At 70.5% G+C, this 20386-nt stretch carries 18 protein-coding genes; 5 read left to right on the top strand and 13 right to left on the bottom strand.

What is annotated here, in order from left to right; translation table 11 throughout:
• Positions 1 to 151 precede the first annotated feature (151 nt).
• Positions 152 to 889, top strand: coding sequence for an SDR family oxidoreductase (locus OOK40_RS34165; RefSeq protein ID WP_266489452.1), 738 nt, complete (start codon positions 152 to 154; stop codon positions 887 to 889).
• A gap of 19 nt (positions 890 to 908) precedes the next feature.
• Here the strand turns inward: OOK40_RS34165 and OOK40_RS34160 are convergent, their stop codons facing one another.
• On the bottom strand, positions 909 to 2078 hold the full coding sequence (locus OOK40_RS34160; RefSeq protein ID WP_266489449.1) for an ROK family transcriptional regulator: 1170 nt from the start codon (positions 2076 to 2078) through the stop codon (positions 909 to 911).
• An 89-nt stretch (positions 2079 to 2167) separates the two neighbouring features.
• On the opposite strand from OOK40_RS34160, the gene OOK40_RS34155 reads away from it, so the two are divergent.
• Positions 2168 to 3379 (top strand): MFS transporter, encoded by a 1212-nt coding sequence (locus tag OOK40_RS34155; protein ID WP_266489447.1) that lies wholly within the window; start codon positions 2168 to 2170, stop codon positions 3377 to 3379.
• A 248-nt stretch (positions 3380 to 3627) separates the two neighbouring features.
• Here OOK40_RS34155 and OOK40_RS34150 read toward each other — a convergent pair whose 3' ends face one another.
• Entirely contained in the window at positions 3628 to 4914 is a 1287-nt protein-coding gene (locus OOK40_RS34150) for an alginate lyase family protein (protein ID WP_266489445.1), read from the bottom strand.
• 225 nt (positions 4915 to 5139) lie between these two features.
• Between OOK40_RS34150 and OOK40_RS34145 the strand changes: the two genes are divergently transcribed.
• Positions 5140 to 5844: a DUF5995 family protein gene (locus OOK40_RS34145; RefSeq protein WP_266489444.1), complete on the top strand. Its 705-nt coding sequence runs from the start codon at positions 5140 to 5142 to the stop codon at positions 5842 to 5844.
• Between the two features lie 83 nt (positions 5845 to 5927).
• Here the strand turns inward: OOK40_RS34145 and OOK40_RS34140 are convergent, their stop codons facing one another.
• The 7 genes from OOK40_RS34140 to OOK40_RS34110 all read right to left on the bottom strand — a co-directional run bounded on the left by OOK40_RS34140 (position 5928) and on the right by OOK40_RS34110 (position 13933).
• Entirely contained in the window at positions 5928 to 7625 is a 1698-nt protein-coding gene (locus tag OOK40_RS34140; protein ID WP_266489442.1) for an NAD(P)/FAD-dependent oxidoreductase, read from the bottom strand.
• A 72-nt stretch (positions 7626 to 7697) separates the two neighbouring features.
• The gene (locus OOK40_RS34135) at positions 7698 to 8495 is read right to left on the bottom strand and encodes a carbon-nitrogen hydrolase family protein (protein ID WP_266489439.1); all 798 of its coding nucleotides are present in this window, start codon (positions 8493 to 8495) and stop codon (positions 7698 to 7700) included.
• A gap of 209 nt (positions 8496 to 8704) precedes the next feature.
• The gene (locus OOK40_RS34130) at positions 8705 to 9160 is read right to left on the bottom strand and encodes an Lrp/AsnC family transcriptional regulator (protein WP_266489437.1); all 456 of its coding nucleotides are present in this window, start codon (positions 9158 to 9160) and stop codon (positions 8705 to 8707) included.
• 10 nt (positions 9161 to 9170) lie between these two features.
• On the bottom strand, positions 9171 to 10562 hold the full coding sequence (locus OOK40_RS34125; protein WP_266489557.1) for an amino acid permease: 1392 nt from the start codon (positions 10560 to 10562) through the stop codon (positions 9171 to 9173).
• Positions 10563 to 10881: 319 nt separating this feature from the next.
• Positions 10882 to 11250 (bottom strand): DUF742 domain-containing protein, encoded by a 369-nt coding sequence (locus OOK40_RS34120; protein WP_266489435.1) that lies wholly within the window; start codon positions 11248 to 11250, stop codon positions 10882 to 10884.
• Between the two features lie 3 nt (positions 11251 to 11253).
• Positions 11254 to 11676, bottom strand: coding sequence for a roadblock/LC7 domain-containing protein (locus OOK40_RS34115; protein ID WP_266489433.1), 423 nt, complete (start codon positions 11674 to 11676; stop codon positions 11254 to 11256).
• Complete coding sequence (locus OOK40_RS34110; protein ID WP_266489431.1) at positions 11669 to 13933, bottom strand: ATP-binding protein; 2265 nt, start codon at positions 13931 to 13933, stop codon at positions 11669 to 11671. The genes OOK40_RS34115 and OOK40_RS34110 overlap by 8 nt, the downstream gene beginning before the upstream one ends.
• 173 nt (positions 13934 to 14106) lie before the next feature.
• Here OOK40_RS34110 and OOK40_RS34105 point away from each other — a divergent pair, with 173 nt between their 5' ends.
• Both OOK40_RS34105 and OOK40_RS34100 read left to right on the top strand, forming a co-directional pair.
• The gene (locus OOK40_RS34105; protein ID WP_266489429.1) at positions 14107 to 15108 is read left to right on the top strand and encodes a GDSL-type esterase/lipase family protein; all 1002 of its coding nucleotides are present in this window, start codon (positions 14107 to 14109) and stop codon (positions 15106 to 15108) included.
• Positions 15109 to 15141: 33 nt separating this feature from the next.
• Positions 15142 to 15525, top strand: coding sequence for an ATP-binding protein (locus OOK40_RS34100; RefSeq protein ID WP_266489427.1), 384 nt, complete (start codon positions 15142 to 15144; stop codon positions 15523 to 15525).
• Between the two features lie 132 nt (positions 15526 to 15657).
• Here OOK40_RS34100 and OOK40_RS34095 read toward each other — a convergent pair whose 3' ends face one another.
• The 4 genes from OOK40_RS34095 to rpe all read right to left on the bottom strand — a co-directional run bounded on the left by OOK40_RS34095 (position 15658) and on the right by rpe (position 20308).
• Positions 15658 to 16533, bottom strand: a complete 876-nt coding sequence (locus OOK40_RS34095) for an RNA polymerase sigma factor SigF (RefSeq protein ID WP_266489425.1) — start codon at positions 16531 to 16533, stop codon at positions 15658 to 15660.
• A 368-nt stretch (positions 16534 to 16901) separates the two neighbouring features.
• Positions 16902 to 18344, bottom strand: a complete 1443-nt coding sequence (locus OOK40_RS34090; protein ID WP_266489423.1) for a GuaB1 family IMP dehydrogenase-related protein — start codon at positions 18342 to 18344, stop codon at positions 16902 to 16904.
• Positions 18345 to 18511: 167 nt separating this feature from the next.
• Entirely contained in the window at positions 18512 to 19546 is a 1035-nt protein-coding gene (locus OOK40_RS34085; RefSeq protein ID WP_266489420.1) for a sugar-binding transcriptional regulator, read from the bottom strand.
• 75 nt (positions 19547 to 19621) lie between these two features.
• Positions 19622 to 20308, bottom strand: a complete 687-nt coding sequence (gene rpe / locus OOK40_RS34080) for a ribulose-phosphate 3-epimerase (protein ID WP_266489418.1) — start codon at positions 20306 to 20308, stop codon at positions 19622 to 19624.
• Positions 20309 to 20386 lie beyond the last annotated feature (78 nt).

Below are 20386 nucleotides of genomic sequence, written 5' to 3'. Positions count from 1 at the left end.
GTCCGGTCGGCCGGTTCTGACCTATTGACCGCCCTGGTCTAGTCCTTTTAATCTCGGCGGCACCTCCGCTGTACGTGGAGTGTCGACCGCCCGGCGGCGGAGAACCGGCCCTTGCCGCCGCCGGGTCTTCGGCCTCTGACAGGCTGAGGCCATGACAACGATCCTGGTGACAGGTGGTACGGGAACGCTGGGCAGCCTGCTGTGCGAGCGGCTGCGCGGGCGCGGACACGAGATACGGGTGCTCAGCCGTCACGCGAAGCCGTACGCCGTCGATCTGCGCGAGGGTACGGGCCTGGACGCGGCGGTCGAGGGCGTGGACGCGATCGTGCACTGCGCGACCAGTCCGCGCGGCGGTGACGACAGGGCCGCCGGGCAGCTGCTCGCGGCCGCGCGCAGGGCCGCGGTGCCGCATCTGGTGTACGTCTCGATCGTCGGCGTGGACCGGCTGCCGCTCGGCTATTACGGCGTCAAGCACAAGGTCGAGCGGATGATCGAGGAGTCGGGTTCCGGCTGGACGGTGCAGCGGACCACGCAGTTCCACGATCTGGTGTTCCGCCTGATCGCGGGCGCGGCCCGGCTGCCGGTGCTTGCGCTGCCCTCGGGGGTGAGTGTGCAGCCGATCGACGCGGGTGAAGTCGCCGACCGGCTGGCCGAGTTGGCCCTGGGCGCTCCGGCGGGCCGGGTCGCGGACATGGGCGGCCCGGAGGTCCGCCCGCTCGCGGATCTGGCCCGCGCCTATCTCCGCGCGACGGGCAAGCGCCGCCCGATCCTGCCGGTGCGGCTGGCCGGGAAGGCGTACGCGGGCTACCGCGACGGCACGCACCTGGCGCCCGAACGGGCCGTCGGGAAGGTCACGTTCGAGCAGTTCCTGACGCGACGGCTCGGCTGAGGCGCACCTCGCGTGCAGTTCAGCCCCGTGGAGAGAAGAGCTCGTTCTGTGCCGCCTCGCGTGCCGTGAGCAGCGCGCCGCTCAGGACGGCCGTGCCGCCCAGCTCCCCGGCACGTACCTCAGTACGCAGCGGCGAGAGCCCGGCCAGCCGGGACTCGACCCGGGCCGCCAGCTCCGCGCCGCCGGCGTGGCCGACCTCGCCGCCGAGGACCACGCAGCCCGGGTCGAGTACGGCGGCGACCGCGGCCACGCCGAGGGACAGCCGGTGGGCCAGGGCGTCGAGGAAGTCGCCCTGCCCGGCCGCCACTGCCGACCGCACCAGCGCCGCAGCCGGGGGCTCCCCGCGCCGGTCGGCCCCGATGCCGTGCTCGGCGGCGAGCTCGCAGATCGCGGCGGATCCGGCCAGTGAATGGAAGCCGCCGCCGCAGTCGACCGCGGAGGGGGTGCCCGTCGTGCCGGGCACCGGCAGGAAGCCGATCTCCCCCGCGCCTCCGGAGGCACCCTTGCGGAGCCTGCCGTCGAGGAAGAGAGCCGCCCCTACGCCGTGTCCGAGCCACAGGAGGACAAAGGTGTCGCGGTCGCGGGCCGCGCCGAGGCGCTGTTCCGCGACGGCCGCCAGATTGGTCTCGTTCTCGACGAGCACCCTGGCAGGCAGCCTCTCGTGGAGGGCGGCGACCAGACGGCGGTGCCAGGCGGGCAGGCCCGAGGTGTCGCGCAGTTCGCCGGTGACCGGGTCGATCAGGCCGGGCGCACCGATGCCGACGCTGTGCAGCCGGGGCGCGCCCGCCTCGCGTGCGGTCCGTTCCAGCAGCGCGACCGCCTGCTCTACCGCGGGCTCGGTGCCGGTGTCGCTGCCGATCGGGAGCGAGGCTTCGGCCAGGGTGACGCCGAGCAGATCCGCGACGACGACGCTCACGCTCTGGGTCCGTACGTCGAGAGCGGCCAGGTGCGCGCGGTCGGCGACGATCCCGTACACCCTGGCATTGGGGCCACGGCGCTCCGTGCCCGCCTCGCCGACGACCTGGATCAGGCCGGAGCCCTGCAGGCGCTCCACCAGGTCGGCGACGGTGGGCCTGGAGAGTCCGGTCCTGGTCTTCAGCTGCCCTGCCGTCAACGGCCCTTCCTGCTGCAGCAGTTGCAGGGCGTGCCGGTCGTTGATGGCACGGGCGGTGCTCGGTGATGCGGGCATGCCGGAATCCTTCCAGATCCCCGCCCTCACTATTTATCAGGCAGGGTCCCTGATAGTTTACGCGGCACGACGACGGGGAGGGGCAGGGCATGGCGAACGAAGTGGTCTTCGGTCACCAGAGATTGAGGCGGGCGCGCTATGCCATCGCCGCCGTCTTCTGCGTGCACGGCGCGGTCACCGGCAGTTTCGCCACCCGGATCCCCTGGATCCAGGACCACGCGTCGGTCGGCGCCGGGCAGCTCGGTCTCGCGCTCGCCTTCCCCGCGCTCGGCGCGTCCGTGGCAATGCCGCTGGCCGGAAGGGTCAGCCACCGGTTCGGCGCGCGCAACGCGCTGCGGGGGCTGATCGTCCTGTGGACCCTCTCGCTGACCCTGCCGTCCTTCGCCCCGAACGTGCTCGCGCTGTGCGCGGCGCTCTTCGTGTTCGGGGCGGCGGCCGGGATGTCCGACGTGGCCATGAACGCCCTCGGCGTCGAGACCGAGAACCGGCTCGACCGGTCGATCATGTCCGGGCTGCACGGCATGTGGAGCGTGGGCGCGCTGATCGGCTCGGCGGGCGGCACGCTCGCGGCACACCTGGGCAGCGACGCCCGGCTGCACCACGCGCTCGCCGCCCTGACGCTCACCCTGCTCGGGCTCGTCGCCTGTCAGGGCGTACTGGACCTGCGCAGCGCGCCCGACGAGGCACCGCCGCCGCGCTTCGCGCTGCCGCCCAGATCGGCGCTGGTCATCGGCGCGATCGGGTTCTGCGCGGTGTTCGCGGAGGGTGCGAGTCTGGACTGGTCGGCGGTGTATCTCCGGGACGAGATGGACACATCGGCCGGTCTCGCCGCCGCGTCCACCACCGCGTTCGCGCTGACCATGGCGGTGGCGCGGCTGGCCGGCGACCGGATCGTGGACCGCTTCGGGCCGGTGCGCACGGTACGAGTGGGAGGCGTGCTGGCGACGGCGGGCGGACTGCTGGTCGTCTTCGCGTCGCATCCGGCCGTGGCAATGACCGGCTTCGCATTCATCGGGCTCGGGGTCGCCGTTGTCGTACCGCTGGCCTTTGCGGCGGCGGGGCGCAGCGGGCCGAACCCGAGCCAGGCGATCGCGGGCGTCGCCACGATCACGTACACCTCGGGGCTGATCGCGCCCTCGGCGATCGGGGCGGTGGCCGACGCGACGAGCCTGGTGGTCTCCTTCGGCCTGGTGACGCTGCTTGCGTCCGGGCTGATCGCGGGCGCGGGGGTACTGCGGTCGGCGGGGCGGGACAGCGTGAAGTCCGGCATCGCGGACGCGGTGGTCGAGCGGCTGCCCTGACGCGAGGGCGTGTTTTAGAAGTCCCTCCCCCAGAGCTTCGCCTGGGAGGTACCCCCACCCCGCGACGCCTGGCACGCGCACTCGCGATGTTGTCGGAGTCACCCAAGTACGTCCAGTACGAGGGCGATCTCCCCCAGACTTCGTCCGGGGGTGCCCCCACCGCCTTGCGATTGCACGCACCAGACGCCGCGGGGCCCGCCCTTCGGGCGGACGGCGCTACTCCCAAAACATGCCCTCGATCGAAGCGCTCAGCCCGCGATCGAGTCCAGCTGTTCCGCCGCCGGCCGCAGCGCCCACAGGTCACCGCCCGGCGGCGTCTGAAGCCGCCGCACCGCCGCCCTCGCCCTGGGGTCACCCGCGTCCGCCGCCGCGTGCACCACGTCGCTGGCCGCGTACCGGTAGAACTCGAGCTCGGGATGCGGCCAGGCCGATGCCCCCGTCGCCGCGGGCAGCAGATAGTCGACCGCCTTGAACAGGCTCTGTCCCTGCGGGCCCCGGTACGCCCACAGGTCCACGCCCACCTGCCTGCCGATGTCGGCGAGCCGGGTGTACGCGACGAGGGCGAAGGTCGAGTAGTGCCAGCTACGGGTCCGCGCGAGCTCCTGCGGCTGGCTGCCGTCGGCGGCTATCTGCGAGTCGATCCGCTTGCCGCGCGCGTCGAGGACGACCTTGCGTGCGAGGTCCCTGTCGCCGGTGGCGAGCGCCAGGGCGGCCACCTGCATGTCGTGGAACGTGCCGTGGTTGTTCTTGGCCGCCGACTCGTCCTTGCCGAAGCGCGAGTTCACCAGCCAGTCCAGGAAGGACGCGTTCCAGTCCCGCATGGCGGTCCGGTCGCTCTTGGACCAACCGGGCGCCCCGCTCTGAAGGATCGCGACGGCGTCCAGGACGCTGGTGTACTGCTGCGAGAAGTCGATGATGCCGATCGCCCGGCCGTCGTATTTGCAGGGGATGAACTGCCCATGGTTCAGATGGGGGTTCATCCGGGTCGCCGGGTCCAGGAACCAGGTGCGCAGGATCCTCGACGCGTGCTCGGCGTACTGCTTCCTGCCCGTGTAGTACCAGGCGAGGCTCAGCGTGGTGACCGAGTTCACGACCTTGCCGATGTCGGGGCGGTCGGTGCCGGTGTCGACCTCGGGGTTGCGTTCGCCGTCGCGCTGGACATACGGGCAACCCCACGGATTCTCGGGCGTCTTGGGCTGCGAGGGCCACCAGTAGGGCGCCTGGCTCAGATAGTCGTGGACGTCGCCGCTCGGTGCGGGCCTGGGCTTGTCGACGACGGTCCAGGGCCCTTGTCCGAGCCAGCCGTCGGCGCGTACGACAAGGGCCTGAGCCGCCTTGCGCAGTGCCGGATCGCCGTGGTCGAGCCGCGACTTGGCCGCTGTCAGCCGCTTGCCGTCGATCACCACCGTCTTCGGCACCGGATACGAGCCGGGCGTGGCCGCGGCCCGGGACGACGCGATCGGCACGAGCACGGTGACACAGGCGGCGACGGCGGTGAGCACAACTCCCAGGCGCCGTCGGGGTCTTCCGGCCATCGCATGCTCCCATCAGATATGTGAACGCGATTCAGGAACGGGACCGTGTGAGCGTAGGGCCGCCAGGTACGGGTGACAATGCCGTGCGCACGATTCACAGATGGGACCCCGGCGCGGGCGGCCCCCGTGAACCCCGGCGTACGACGCCCCTGCGCGCGTCCTCCGTTCTGGGGAAGCCCCGGCCCGTCACCGCACCATTTCGCCGCCGGCTGGGACGCTGCCTGCATGGCGCTGATGGAACATGTCGCGACCCGGGCCGACCGTCACCCCTCTCCGGTCGACTCCGTGGTGGAACGGATGCACGCGCTGCGCGACGACTGGCCCGCCACGGACGGCGTCGCCGTCTTCAACCGGGTCTATCTGGCCGTCACGCAGGAGATCGACCGGCACATCGACGGCGGCGGCTTCCCGGACCGGCGGGCCGCCGCCACGCTGGACGTGCTCTTCGCCCGCCGCTATCTGGCAGCCGTGGACGCGGCGGCGGAGGGACGCCGTCCGCCGGCCTGCTGGCGGCCGCTCTTCCAGTACCGGCGCCACCCCGGCGTACGGCCGCTGCAGTTCGCGCTCGCAGGCATCAACGCGCACATCGGGCACGATCTGGCACTCGCCGTGGTCGACGCCTGCCGGGCGCTCGACTGCGAACCCGCCGGTCTCGAGGCCGAGTTCGACCGGGTCGGCGACATCCTCACGCTCCTCGAGGAGCGCATCCGCGAGGATCTGATGCCGGGCCCCGATCTGCTGGAGATCGCCGATCCGCTCACCCACCTGGTCGGCTCCTGGAGCCTCGACCGGGCTCGCGAGGGCGCTTGGTCGGCGGCGCGACTGTTGTGGGAAGTACGAGAACTCCCCGGCCTGGCCGAGGAGTTCACGGAGCGACTCGACACGGGTGTCGGTCTCGTCGGGCGCTGTCTGCTCACGCCCTGGCGCTGACAGGGCCGCCGCGCGGCAGGCGCCCGAGCAGTTGAACACCGTCCGGGGCCGGCCGGATCGCGGCCGGCCCCGGACGGTCGCTTTCAGTCCTCCGGCAGTTCGACCGGAGCGATCTCGTCGTACAGGTCGCCGGGGCCCGGGTTGCTCGGGTCGGTCGCCCCGCCGAGCTGGTGCATCACGCCCCACACCGCGTTCAGCGCGGTCTGCACGGCGCCCTCGGCCCAGCCCGCCGTCCAGGAGATGTCGTCGCCCGCGAGGAAGATGCCGCGCTTGTCCTCGGGCAGCCCGTCCTGCATGAAGTGCGTGAACAGGCGGCGCTGGTAGCGGTAGTGGCCCGGCAGGTTCGCCTTGAACGCGCCCATGAAGTACGGCTCGTTCTCCCAGGACACGGTGACCGGGTTGCCGATGATGTGGCTGCGGATGTCGACGTTCGGGTAGATCTCGCCCAGCGACTTGAGCATGACCTCCATCCGCTCGTTCGCGGGCAGCGGCAGCCACTTGAGGCTGTCGTCGCACCAGGTGTACGAGAGGCAGATGACGGCCGGCTTGTCGGGCCCGTTGTCGAGCAGGTACGTGCCGCGGGTCATCCGGTCGGTGAGCGTCATCGACATGACGTCACGGCCCGTCACCTCGTCCTTGTCCAGCCAGAACGGCCGGTCGACCGGGACGAACAGCTTGGACGACTCCATGTAGTGGGTGCGCTCCATCGCCGTCCAGTGGTCGATGGGGAAGAGCGAGTCGTCACAGGCGATCTTGGAGAGCAGCATCCAGGACTGCGCGGTGAAGATGGCCGCCCTGTACGTACGGATGTCGCCGGAGGCGTCAGTGACGGTGATCCGGTTGCCCGCGGTGCGGTGCATCCGGGTCACGGCCGGCTTCGGGTCGCCCTCGTGCAGGGAGGACAGCGAGGTACCGGGCGCCCAGTAGGTGATCTTGGCGGGCTCGCGGTCCCAGAGCCGCAGCGGCAGCTGCTGGCTGCCCTCGACGATGCCGCGGTGGTGGTCGTCGGCCTCGGAGTAGACGACGCGCAGAATCTCCAGGATGGAGTTGGGGAAGTCGGTGTCCCAGCCGCCGGTGCCGAAGCCGACCTGGCCGAAGATCTCGCGGTGCCGGAAGGACTTGAAGGCCTCGGACTCGCAGAGGAAGCCGTAGAAGGTCTGGTTGTCGAGCTTCTCGACCAGCTTCGCCCAGATCTCGCGGATGCGCGGCACATCGCGCTCCCGCATGGCGCGGTTCATGTCGGAGAAGTCGGCGCCCTCCTCCAGACAGGCGTTCCAGGCCTCCATCACATCGCGGTAGACCTGCGGCAGGTCGTCGATGGTCTCGGCGTAGTGGGACTCGCCCTTGAGGTCGACGACGGTCGACGGGGTGCTCGGCGCAAGGGGGTTGGGGAAGGGCTGCGTGGTCAGACCGACCAGGTCGATGTAGTGCTGCAGCGCGGTGGAGGAGGGCGGGAAGCGCATCGCGCCCATCTCGGCCGACAGCTCGTTGGTGCCGGTGCCCTCGAAGCCGACGGTGCGCAGCCGGCCGCCGATCTGGTCCGCCTCGTAGACGACCGGCTTGAGGCCCATCTTCATCAGCTCGTACGCGGCGACGATGCCGGAGAGCCCGCCGCCGATGACGGCGACCTCGGTGCCGTGCTCGGTCGCGGGTATCTGGCCCAGGCCCGCCGGGTGGGCGAGGAAATCGTCGTACGCGTAAGGGAAGTCCGGACCGAACATGGTGATCGGCGGCTGCTCGTCGGTGTGCTGGACAGCAGTGGTGGGCACCGTGGACGTCATGGGGTACGGACTCCTTGCGGGGAAAGCGTGTGCGGCGAGCGGGGAGAGGTTCAGATCCGAGCGGGGAGAGGTTCAGATCAGGGAGCCGTAGAGGCCCGGGCGGCGGTCGCGCAGATAGGGATTGGCCTCGCGGGAGGCGCTCAGCAGGGCCGGATCGACCTCGCCGACGACCAGTTCCTCGCCCCGCCCGGCGCGGACGCGGGTCGTGCCGTCGGGGCTCGCCAGGCAGCTGAGTCCGACGAACTCGAACTCCCCTTCCGGGCCTGTCCTGTTGACGTACGCGATGTACATCTGGCTCTCGAAGGCCCGCACCGGGACGACCGACTCGGCCACGAACTGGAAGGGGTGCATCTGGGCGGTGGGCACCAGCAGCAGATCGGTGCCGGCGAGCGCGTGCGCCCGGACGTTCTCCGGGAACTCCACGTCGTAGCAGATCAGCATGCCGATCCGGATCCCGCCGAGCTCGGCCTGGACAACCGGCTGCTCGCCCGGGGTGAACCACTGCTGCTCGAAGCAGCCGAAGAGATGGGTCTTGCGGTAGTTCGTGAGGCTCTCGCCGTCGGGACCGATCAGCTGCGCGGAGTTGAAGATCTTCTCGCCGTCCCGCTCGGGATAGCCGTACATCACCGCGATGCCGTGGCGGCGGGCGATCTCGGCGACGGACCGGGCGGCGGGGCCGTCGGCGGGCTCGGCCAGCACGGGCACCTGGTCGCCGATCGCGTACCCCGTCAGAAACATCTCGGGGCCGATCAGCAGTCCGGCACCGGCTGCCGCCGCACGGGCCGCGGCCTCGTCGAGCACCTTGAGGTTCTCGGCGACCGAGCCCGGTCGGCCGGAGCTCTGGAGCAGGGCGGTGCGCAGCGGGGGCATCGGCAACCTCTGGGCGATGTATGCGGGGTGAAGAAGACATTAAAACGGTACGGTCCGGACTCCCGCCGGGACAACCCGCGACCGTTGCGTGTCGATGGCCGATCCATTGCGCTGTGCCCGCCCGGGGCAGCGATTCGTTGCGTGCCACCACATCAGAGCGGCGTCGCACGTCGGAGGGGAGTCGCGGAAACAGTCCGGGATCCGCCCGCTCAGGCGGGCGCGCCCGAGGAGAAGCGCCGCAGCAGCGGGGAGAGCACCAGCACCGATTTGGTGCGCACCACGAACGGCTCGCCCGCGATCCGCTCCAGCACCCGCTCGAAGTGGCGCATGTCGGAGGCGAAGACCTGGACGATCGCGTCCGCCTCACCGGTGACGGTGGAGGCGGACACGACCTCTGGGTAACGCTCCATGCCGCGGCGGATGGCATCGGGCGAGGTGTTGTGACGACAGTAGATCTCGACGAAGCCCTCGGTCTCCCAGCCGAGCGCCGCCGGGTCCACCCGGACGGTGAACCCGGTGATGGCGCCTTCGGCGCGCAGCCTGTCGACCCGCCGCTTGACGGCGGGCGCGGAGAGGCCGACCTCGGAGCCGATGTCCGCGTAGGAGCGGCGGGCGTCCTCGGCGAGGGCGTGGACGATGCGTTCGTCGAGTTCGTTCAGTCGCACTGCGGGTGGATCACTTCTCTGCCGTGGCCAGTCGGGAGCGGCGCATGCCGTATCCGAAGTAGAACACGAGGCCGACGATCATCCAGCCACCGAAGACCATCCAGGTGGTGCCCGGCATCGTGTACATCAGATAGGCGCAGAAGGCGAAGCCGAGGATCGGGGTGAGGGGGAAGAGCATCACCCTGAAGGTGCGGTTCATGTCGGGGCGCTTGTAGCGCAGGATCACCACGGCGACGTTGACCAGTGCGAAGGCGAACAGCGTGCCGATGCTGGTGGCGTTGGCCAGTTCGCCGAGCGGGATGAAGGCCGCGAGGGCTCCGCAGAAGAGCGAGACGATGACGGTGTTGGCGCGCGGGGCGCCGGTGCGCGGGTTCACCTTGGCGAACAGCTTGGGAACCAGGCCGTCGCGGGACATCGCGAACAGGATGCGGGTCTGGCCGTAGAGCACGGCGAAGACGACCGACGCGATGGCGACGACCGCGCCCGCGGCGAGCACGACGCCCCAGATGCTCTGGCCGGTGACGTCCTTCATGATCTGGGCCAGGGCCGCCTCGGTTCCCTCGAAGTCCTGCCACGGCATGGCGCCGACGGCGACGAGCGCGACCAGGCAGTACAGCACGGTGACGATCAGCAGCGACAGCATGATCGCGCGCGGCAGGTCCCGCTTGGGGTTCTTGGCCTCTTCACCGGCGGTGGAGGCAGCGTCGAAGCCGATGTACGAGAAGAAGAGGCTGGCCGCGGCGGCGCTGATCCCGGTCACGCCGAGCGGGGCGAGCGGGGTGTAGTTGCCGGCCTTGATGCCCATGAAGCCGATGCCGATGAAGAGCAGCAGCGTCACGATCTTCACGCCGACCATGATCGTGTTGATCCGGGCGCTCTCCTTGGCGCCGCCCATCAGGAAGACCATGGCGAGCAGCACGACCACCAGCGCCGGCAGATTGATGAGGCCGCCCTCGCCCAGCGGTGCGGAGACCGCGTCGGGGATGGTGACACCGATGGTGCCGTCGAGCAGCTCGTTGAGGTATTCGCCCCAGCCGACGGCCACGGCGGCGACCGAGACGCCGTACTCCAGGATCAGACACCAGCCGCAGATCCAGGCGACGATCTCGCCCATGGTGGCGTACGAGTACGAGTACGAGGAGCCGGAGACGGGGATGGATCCGGCCAGCTCCGCGTAGGAGAGCGCCGAGAACAGCGCGGTCAGGCCGGCGATGACGAACGAGATCGCGACCGCCGGGCCGGCCAGCGGGGTGGCCTCGCCGAGCACGACGAAGATGCCGGTGCCGAGCGTCGCACCGATGCTGATCATGGTCAGCTGCCACATGGTGAGCGAGCGGCGCAGTGAGCCGCCCTCGCCCTGGCCGCCCTCGGCGACCAGCTGCTCGACGGGCTTACGCCGCATCAGCCGGGCGCCGAGGCCCGGGCTTTGGGCGGTGGACGGCTCGGGGGCGGGTGGGGCTGCGCCGGCGTCAAGCACTGCGGGGCTCCTTCTTGGCTGCGGGTCGGCGGCAGGTGACCGGCGGCCCGCGGGCATGGCGAAGAAGCCCGCGCATGAGGGGAGGGAACCGCCGAGCAGACGGTCACCGCCACTCCTGGTACGGAGAGTGAGCCTACGAGCCGCACGCTCGTGCCCGTAATGCAGGGTTGTTGCGCATCTGCGAACGATCATTGCGCGATGACGGGCACCACGGGGAAACATTGCGCCCCGGTGAACGAAAGCCTCACAGCTCCCGAAGACGGTCGACGATCTCGCGCAGCAGCCCGGGGTCGTCGAGACCCTCGTGGGTGACCGGTGCGGAGACCCTGACGAGTCCGGCTTCGACCAGATCGGCGAGCAGGACGCGCACGACGGTCAGCGGCAGATCCGCGTCGGCGGCGATCTCGGCGACGGGGCGCGGCTCGCGGCGTACCAGTTCGAGCAGCGAGCTGCGGGCATGGTCGAGCGGCGGCGCGGCCCCGTCGAGGTCGAGGGCCGTGACCTGGGACATCAGATCGATGCCGTGCTCGGAGACGGGACGGGTCCGGCCCTGGGTGACGGTGTACGGCCGCACCAGAGGACCGGTCTCGTCCTCGTACCAGTGGTCGCTCACGGGTCAGGCGTCGGTGGCCTCGGCGGCCGAGCGCGTGGGGACGGCCATGTGCCGGCCCACCCGCTTGACCAGCAGTGCCATCTCGTGGGCGAGCTGCCCGACGTCGGTCTCGATGTCGGAGAGCACCGCGAGCCTGCTGCCGTCGCCGGCCGGGGTGATGAAGAGGAAGGCGTTGTCGAGCATGACCATCGTCTGGCGGACGCTCCCGGCCTCGAAGCGGTCGCCCGCTTCCTTGGCGAGGCTGTGGAAGCCCGCGCACACGGCGGAGAGATGCTCGATGTCCCGCCTGACCATACCGCGGGACGCGCTGCTGACCAGACCGTCGGCCGTCAGCAGTACCGCCTGGCGGACGTGGTCGGTCCTGGCCAGCAGATCGTCCAGCAGCCAGCCGAGGCCCGACTGATCGCCGGTGCTTGTCTCAGCCATCGTCGTCCGTCCCTTCATCTGTCGTGCGGGGGCGCCGTGCGGCGCTCGGCGACGCGGGGCCGACGCTATCGCCCTTGCGGCCACGGTCGAGGCCGGCCTGGAAAGCTCCGAAGATCGAGCGCATCTCTTCCGGGGACACCTCACGTTCGGGTCCGCCGGCAGATGCCGGGGGCGTCTCGCGCAGCGGGGCGGCGAGCGAGGCCTGGCGGACCCGGGTGGGCAGCCCGCCCAGCGGCGGACCTGCCGTGGCCGGTGGCGCGGGCTCGGGTTCCTCCGGGGCACGGTCGTGCACCGCGGGCACGGCCTCCAGCGTCCTGGGAGCGGGCACGGCACGCACGGGCCGGGGCCTGTCCCGGGGCTCGGCGGCGGCCGGCTCGTCGACGGGGGCGAGGATCGCGTGCGGCAGGAGCACCACGGCGGTGGTGCCGCCGTAGGGCGACCTGGTGAGGGTCACGCCGATCCCGTGCCGCTCGGCGAGCCGCCCGACGACGTACAGGCCGAGGCGCTCGTCCTGCGCCGGGTCGAAGTCGCCGGGATGCGCCAGTGTCCGGTGCGCCTGCTCCAGTTCACCGGCGTCCATGCCGAGCCCGCGGTCGTCGATCTCCAGCACGAAGCCGTTGCGGGCGTCCGAGGTCCGCATGGTGACCTGGGTGTGCGGCGGGGAGAACGCGGCGGCGTTCTCCATGAGTTCGGCCAGCAGGTGCACCACGTCGGCCACGGCCTCCGCGCTGATACCGACGGCGGGCATCGGCGGCACCACGACCCGGGTGTAGTCCTCGATCTCACCGGCCGCCGCGGACACGATGTCGGCCACCGGCACCGGCCGGCGCCAGCGGCGGCCCGGCGTCGCGCCGGAGAGGATGATGAGCCCTTCCGCGTGGCGTCGCATCCGGGTCGTCAGATGGTCGATCCGGAACAGGTCCTCCAGCGTGTCCGGGTCGCTGGTGCGCCGCTCCAGCGTGTCGACCAGCTTCGACTGACGGTGGACCAGTGCCTGGTTGCGGCGGGCGATGTTGAGCAGTACCGCGAAGATTCCGCGGCGCAGCGTCGCCTGCTTGACGGCGGCCTCGACGGCCGCCAGACGCGCGGCGTTGAGCGCCTGCCCGACCTGGCCGATCTCGTCCGGGCCTCGGTGGTCGTCGCCGAAGTCCAGTGGCGGGGCGACCGCTGCCGCGTCCACCTCCTCGCCCGCGCCGAGCCGCTCCATCACGTCGGGCAGCTGACGGGTGGCCAGCACATCGGCGGCGTCGCGCAGCTCCTCCAGACGGCGCGAGATGCGCCGCCCGCTGACCATCGAGAACCGGATCGACAGACCGACGGCGACCAGCCCCAGCACGCCGACGACGGCCGCCTTGACCATCTCGCGGTAGGCGAAGGCCCGCCCGCGGTCGGCGGTGTTGAGCGCCGAGTCGGTGCACAGCAGCATGTACCGCTTGACCGCGCGGTCCGTCGTGGTCCGCCAGGACTCGGCTGCCATGGCCTTGCCCGCGCCGGAAGCGCCCGCGCGCAGCAGGGCGTCCTCGCCCGCGATCAGCGCCCGGTACTCCTCGCCCTTCTCGAAGTCGGCGAACAACTGCCGGGAGTCGTCGGGGAGATCGGCGACGTACGTACGGTGGAAGACCCGCCGGTCCTCGATGGTCGCGGTGAGCGTGTCGTACTGCTGGTCGGTGAGGCGGCCCGAGGCGCGCGCCCCGGCCACGAGCGCGTCCTCACGGGAGACGAACTCCCTTACGCGCACCAGCTCGACGACGACCTGGCTCTCACGGGCCATCTGACCGGCCTGCAGGGCGGTCAGCGTGGACTGCACGTCGAAGGTCGGCTCGACCATGGCCGTGTACGCGTCGACGGCGCCGTCCCAGGAGATCGTCCGCGCCATCACCTTCTCCCGCAGGTCTTCGAGACCGTCGACGGAACGGGCCATCGCGTCGAGAGACTGCCGCTGACGTCCGGACAGATCCTCGCGCCGGTCCCCGTCACCGATGGCTTCGCGCATGGCGCGCACGGCCCGGTCGGTCGAGCGCTGCTGCTGAGTCAGAGCGGCGACGGCCGCGGAACTGTCCTTGCGCCCGGCTCCCAGATACTCGGCGGAGATCCGGCGTTCGATCTGGATCTGGCCGATGGCGGTGTCGACGGGCGTGCCGAAACTCTCGTACACACCCTGTACGCGGATCAGGGCCCGCAAGTCTCCCGTCACCGACACCATGGCGAAGGTCCACAGCGCCATCAGTGCGATGACGGGTATGACCGTCAGAGTCACGATCCGTCCACGGATCGTGGGGCGGCGCAATCGCCGGCGCATGGTCTCCCCAGAGCAATAGGACAACTGAAAAGCGGTGGTTACCCCCCGGTAGGGGCAGTCAAGCTACGCGACGGGACAGGGACAACGCAATGTTCCTGGAGGTAACCGCCCCCAACCCCTGGAGGTCCCCGGTGAGCTGGCTCGATCCCCGCCCCTTTCTGTGTGGAGTGGCCTGGCTGGAGGACGGACGCGCGGTGCGTGCGGACCCCTCGGATCTGGGCAGGCTGCCGTGGGACACCGTGCAGCGCGCGGCGCTGCCCATCGGCGTGCGGCTGGAGTTCACCGCCGAGGGCGCGCAGGCGGTTCAGATCCGCTACCGCGCTTCGGTGCCGGGAGAGACCGACGCCCTGCGCACCGTCGCCCACTGCTTCGCCCTCTGGCAGGACGGCAGCCTCGTCTCCGAGACGATCGCCGAGCCCGCCGAGGAGACGGTGGTCACCGTTCCCCTCCCCGCCGGTGCCCGCGGCCGGTTCACGGTCCATCCACCGGAAGCCCAGTCCCCCGTGATCCTCGGTCTGCGCGGCATCGGAGGTGCCATCGTGCCCGCGCCCCGTCAGCCGCGCTGGCTCGTCCACGGCGACTCCATCACCGAGGGCTGGTGGTCCACCCGCCCCGCCCACTCCTGGCCCGCCACCGCAGGCCGGATGCTGGGCCTGGACACGGTGAACCTCGGCTACGCGGGCACGGCCCGCGGCGAACTTGCGACCGCGGAGCAGCTGTCGGCCCTCCCGGCCCATGTGATCACCCTCGCCTTCGGCACCAACTGCTGGACCGGCGTTCCCTGTTCGGCCCCGCTGCTGTACGAGACGACGCGCGCCTTCATCGCGCTCGTACGCCAGGGACATCCGCGGATCCCGCTGCTGGTCCTCTCCCCCGTGCTGCGGCCCGAGGCCGAGCGGACCCCCAACCGGCTGGGCGCGACGCTCGCCGACCTGCGTACGGCGATGGAGCGGGCAGTCCTGGACAGCGGGGAGGCCACCGGCGACGGGCGGCTCTTGCTTCTGCCGGGACGGGATCTGATCGGCGCCTCCCAGCTGGCCGACGGCGTGCACCCCGACGACGAGGGCCATGCCGCGATGGCGGCCGCGGTCGCCGGCGTACTGCGCACGAAACTTGTCCGAGGAACCGACTGATAGAAGTGCGACAAGTGGGGTAGGCGAGCCGAGATGGACGCGGAACCACATGTGGTGATCGACCACTCGCCACAGACAGACAGCGCGGGGGCCCGAGGGGCCGCCGCGGACTTTCTGCTGCAGCACTGCCCCTGGGCCGACCTGGACGCAGTGCTGCTGGTCGTTTCCGAACTGGTCTCCAATGCGGTACGGCACACCGCCGGCTGGTGGCAGCTGCATCTGAGGGCGGGACAGGACACGCTGGTGGTCGAGATGGACGACTCCAGCCCGCTGCCTCCGGTACCGCGCGAGCCCGACTTCGCCGGTGGCGGCGGTTTCGGCTGGCACATGGTGATGAGTCTCGCCGCGCAGGTGGAGGTCTGCCCCCTGCCGTACGGAAAGCGGGTGCAGGCGACCTGGCTGCGGCAGGCGCACTAGTGGGGGTGTCCGGTGGATCAGGCTGGGCTCGCCTGATCCACCGGACACCCCCAACCGCGCACACGGGAAAGCGGCGTCCCGGACGGCCGGGACGCCGCTTCTCCCGTGGGGGGTCCTCGGGCAACGGGTGGATCACTCCACGACGAGCAGGCCCTCACGCAGCCGCTTGGTGATCCGCGTCAGCAGCCGCGACACATGCATCTGCGAGACGCCGAGCTCCACGCCGATCTCCGACTGGGTCATCTCCTCGCCGAAGCGCATGCGCAGGATCCTCTTGTCCCGGTCGTCGAGCTCCTCGATGAGCGGCTTGAGTGCCTGGACGTTCTCCGCGATCTCCAGATCGGCGTCCGGCGCGCCCAGCCGGTCGGACAGCGGCACCGGTGCGTGATCGGAGGCATCGTCCATGGGCATGTCGATCGAGCCCGCGGTGTAGCCGTTGCTGGCGACCACGCCCTCAATGATCTCTTCCTCGTCGAGCCCGAGATGCCCGGCGAGCTCGGAGGTGGTCGGCGCCCGGTCCAGCTCCTGGGAGAGCTCGTCGGTCGCCTTCGCCAGATCGATCCGCAACTCCTGCAGCCTGCGCGGCACATGGACGGCCCAGCTGGTGTCGCGGAAGAACCGCTTGATCTCTCCGACGATGTACGGAACGGCGAACGTCGCGAACTCCACCTCGCGGCTCAGCTCGAACCGGTCGATCGCCTTGATCAGGCCGATGGTGCCTACCTGGACGATGTCGTCCATCTGCTCGGCCCGGTTGCGGAACCGGCCCGCCGCGTACCTGACCAGCGCCAGGTTCAGCTCGATGAGCGTGTTTCGTACGTACTGGTGCTCATGCGTCCCCTCGTCCAGCGAGGCCAGCCGTACGAAGAAGAGCTTTGAGATCTCGCGCGCGTCTCTGGGTGCTACCTCTCCAGGATTCGGCACAGACGGAAGATCCAGCTCCGCCATGTTCGGGCGCTGTGTGCCAGGCTGTGTGAGTTCGGTCGTGACCGTGCTCGCCGTGGACACTTCGTCCTCCCCTGCTCGTGGTCAGTGCAGGGCGCGTATACCCAGGGATGCGCCACGCATGCCTGCGCGATCGGGAGTTGAGGAATTACCGCGTCCGGCCGCCGCGAGCTTCGCGAGGGCCGGACGTGGTGTGGTCGATCCTGAGCCCTGTCGAGCCGATCTTGCCGGACAGGGCCCAGGTCCTGTCCGGTCGATCAGGCCGGATCAGTGAGCGGGTCTGGTGCGTGCAGTTGCAAGGCGGAGAATGCAGCCCACGCGCAGCGTAGGCGACTGACGCAACGCAGCGTGGGGGCACCTCCCGTGCCCGAAGGGCTACGGGGGAGTGCGTGCCAGGGCACGCGAGCCCGGCAGGATCGGCCGGACAGGGCCTAGTTCCAGCTGGCGTGCAGCGCCTTGCCCTCGGCGTAACCGGCGGCGCTCTGGATGCCGACGATCGCCTTCTCGGCGAACTCCTCGAGCGAGCCCGCACCGGCATAGGTGCAGGACGAGCGGACGCCCGCGATGATCGAGTCGATCAGGTCCTCGACGCCCGGACGGGTCGGGTCGAGGAACATCCGCGAGGTGGAGATGCCCTCCTCGAACAGCGCCTTGCGGGCGCGGTCGTACGCCGACTCCTCGCTCGTACGGTTGCGCACGGCGCGCGCGGACGCCATGCCGAAGGACTCCTTGTACAGGCGCCCGTCGGCGGCCTGCTGGAGGTCGCCCGGGGACTCGTAGGTCCCGGCGAACCAGGAGCCGACCATGACGTTGGAGGCACCGGCGGCCAGCGCCATGGCGACATCGCGCGGGTGGCGCACACCGCCGTCGGCCCAGACGTGCTTGCCGTACTTCTTCGCCTCGGCGGCGCACTCGAGCACGGCCGAGAACTGCGGGCGGCCGACGCCCGTCATCATGCGGGTGGTGCACATGGCGCCGGGGCCCACACCGACCTTGATGATGTCCGCGCCTGCCTCGATCAGATCGCGTACGCCCTCGGCGGCGACGATGTTGCCCGCGACGATGGGCACCTGCGGGTCGAGCCCGCGGACCGCCTTGATCGCGCTGATCATCGACTCCTGGTGGCCGTGCGCGGTGTCCACCACGATGGTGTCCGCTCCGGCGTCGAGGAGCTGCTTGGCCTTGCCGGCGACATCGCCGTTGATGCCGACGGCGGCGGCGATGCGCAGCTTGCCGTTGGCGTCGACGGCCGGGGTGTAGAGGGTCGCGCGCAGGGCGCCCTTGCGGGTGAGGATGCCGGCGAGCCGGCCGTCCTTGTCCACGGCGGGGGCGTAGCGGCGGTTGGCGTGGTCGAGCTTGTTGAAGGCGTCGCGCGGGTCGATGTCCGCGTCGAGCAGCAGCAGGTCCCGGGACATGACCTCGGACAGTTGCGTGAAGCGGTCGACGCCGGACAGGTCGGCGTCGGTGACAACACCGACGGGCCGGTGGTCGGCGTCGACGACGACGCCCGCGTCGTGAGCCCGCTTCGGCAGCAGGGACAGCGCGTCGGCGACGGTCTGGCCGGGGGCGAGCACGATCGGGGTGTCAAGGACGAGGTGACGCGTCTTGACCCAGGAGATGACCTCGGTGACGACGTCGATCGGGATGTCCTGGGGAATGACGACGAGGCCGCCGCGGCGGGCGAGCGTCTCGGCCATCCGGCGGCCCGCGATGGCGGTCATGTTCGCGACGACCAGCGGGATGGTGGTGCCGGTGCCGTCGGGGGAGGACAGGTCCACGCCCTGGCGCGAGCCGACGGCCGAACGGCTCGGCACCATGAATACGTCGTCGTACGTCAGGTCGTACGGCGGCTTCAGGTCATTGAGGAAACGCACGTGCAGAACATCCCAGTCGATCGGAGTTGGCCCCCGGGCATCTCAGCCGGGGAAATCGCACGTACTTCATTGTCCCATGGCCGTACGCATGTGATGCCCGGGCAAAAACTCCAGCTCACGGGCATGGCCCCCGGCAGATCCTCCAAACGATCCCGTCCCCGCGTGCGTCAGTCGTCCGGGTCCGCCCGGTCCAGCGCGGGCCGCGGCCCCGGGGGCGCCGCCAGCAGATGGTCCGCGGCAGCGGTGTCCGTCACCAGGCTGGTGACGAGCCCGGAGCGCAGCACAGCCGCGATCGCCTCCGCCTTGCGCTGACCGCCCGCGATCGCCACCACCTCGGGGATACGGCGCAGCCGGTCGGCCTCGACCGTGATGCAGCGTTCGCCCAGGTCACGGCCGACCCGGCGGCCCTCCGCGTCGAAGAGGTGCGCGGACATCTCGGCGGCGACGCCGAGCGAGGCGTAGTGCGCGCGCTCCTCGTCGGTGAGCATGTCGTGCACGGTCGAGATGCCCGGCTCCCACGAACCGATGGAGACGGCGGCGACGGTGACCTTGTCGAAGTACTCGAAGGCACGGGCGATGCCGGTCTGGTTGCGCAGTGCCGCGGCGGTGGCCGGGTCCGGCAGCAGCATCGGGGCGTAGATGGGGTGGGCCTCGCCGCCGGAGACCTGCGCGGCACGCCGGACGGCCTCGACCGAGCCGCGCTCGGCGGTCCCCGCGTCGTACACGCCCGTGAGCTGCACGACCGTGCACGGTGGCAGCCGGTCGAGCGCTGCGGCCATGTGGATGGTGGACCGGCCCCAGGCCAGCCCCAGCACATCGCCCTCGTTCACCAGCTCGCCGAGGAGGTCGGCGGCCACTTCGCCGAGGTTCTCCGGGTCGGGCGACTCCTCCTCGCCCTCCGCCGGGGATTCGACGACGACCGCGTGCCGCAGTCCGTAGCGGGCGCGGAGCGCGTCCGAGCGCTCCGCGTCCAGCTCTGCGGGTACGCGGATCTCGATCCTTACGAGATCACGTTCGAGTGCGGTTTCCAGGACCCGGGCGACCTTGAAGCGGCTGACGCCGAACTCCTCAGCGATCTGGATCTTGGATTTGCCCTCGAGATAGAAGCGGCGGGCCATGGCCGCCGCCTGCACCAGCTCAGCGGGTCCCATCCGCATGGCTGACCGGCCCGTCGACACCGCGATCTCCTCACTGCTGTACACACTCCGGATCCGTCATCCTGTCAGATCCGGCGGTTCTTGATCAGCCCTGTTGGGTTGAGTTCACTTGCTTGTGGCTCAGTGGTTGCAAGCCCACGCCGCCGAGGAGATGGTCTCCTCGGCCTTGGCGCGCAGCGAGAGCACCGCCTGCGCCGGGTCCTTGGCCCCGTAGACCGCCGAACCGGCGACGAACACATCCGCGCCAGCTTCGGCACACCGTTCGATCGTCGCGTCCGATACGCCGCCGTCGACCTGGAGCCAAAGCTCGAGGCCGTGCTTGGAGATCAGCTCACGGGTGCGGCGGATCTTCGGCAGCATGATGTCGAGAAAGGCCTGACCACCGAAACCGGGCTCCACGGTCATGATCAGCAGCATGTCGAGTTCGGGGAGCAGGTCTTCGTACGGCTCGATGGGCGTCGCGGGCTTGAGCGCCATCGAGGCGCGGGCGCCCTTGGCCCGGATCTCCCGCGCGAGGCGTACCGGCGCGGCCGCCGCCTCGACATGGAAGGTGACGGATCCGGCCCCCGCTTCGACGTACTGCGGAGCCCACCGATCGGGGTCATCGATCATCAGATGGCAGTCCAGCGGGGTGTCCGTCGCCCGGCTGAGAGATTCCACGACCGGCACGCCGAGGGTCAGGTTGGGCACGAAGTGGTTGTCCATGACATCGACATGCAGCCAGTCGGCGCCTTCGACTGCCTTCGCCTCCTCCGCCAGGCGCGCGAAGTCGGCGGAGAGGATACTGGGGCTGATCTGTACGGCCATGGGCCAAGCCTGCCACGTTCTGGAGCGCTTCCCTTCCGCGGTACGACTCCCGGTACGGACCAAGGACTCCCCGGATCA

Source organism: Streptomyces sp. NBC_01481 (genome assembly GCF_026339995.1).
In the GTDB taxonomy this organism is placed as follows: Bacteria; Actinomycetota; Actinomycetes; order Streptomycetales; family Streptomycetaceae; genus Streptomyces.
Note: the sequence above shows the minus strand (reverse complement) of the source record. Positions and strands in the feature narration are given on the sequence as shown.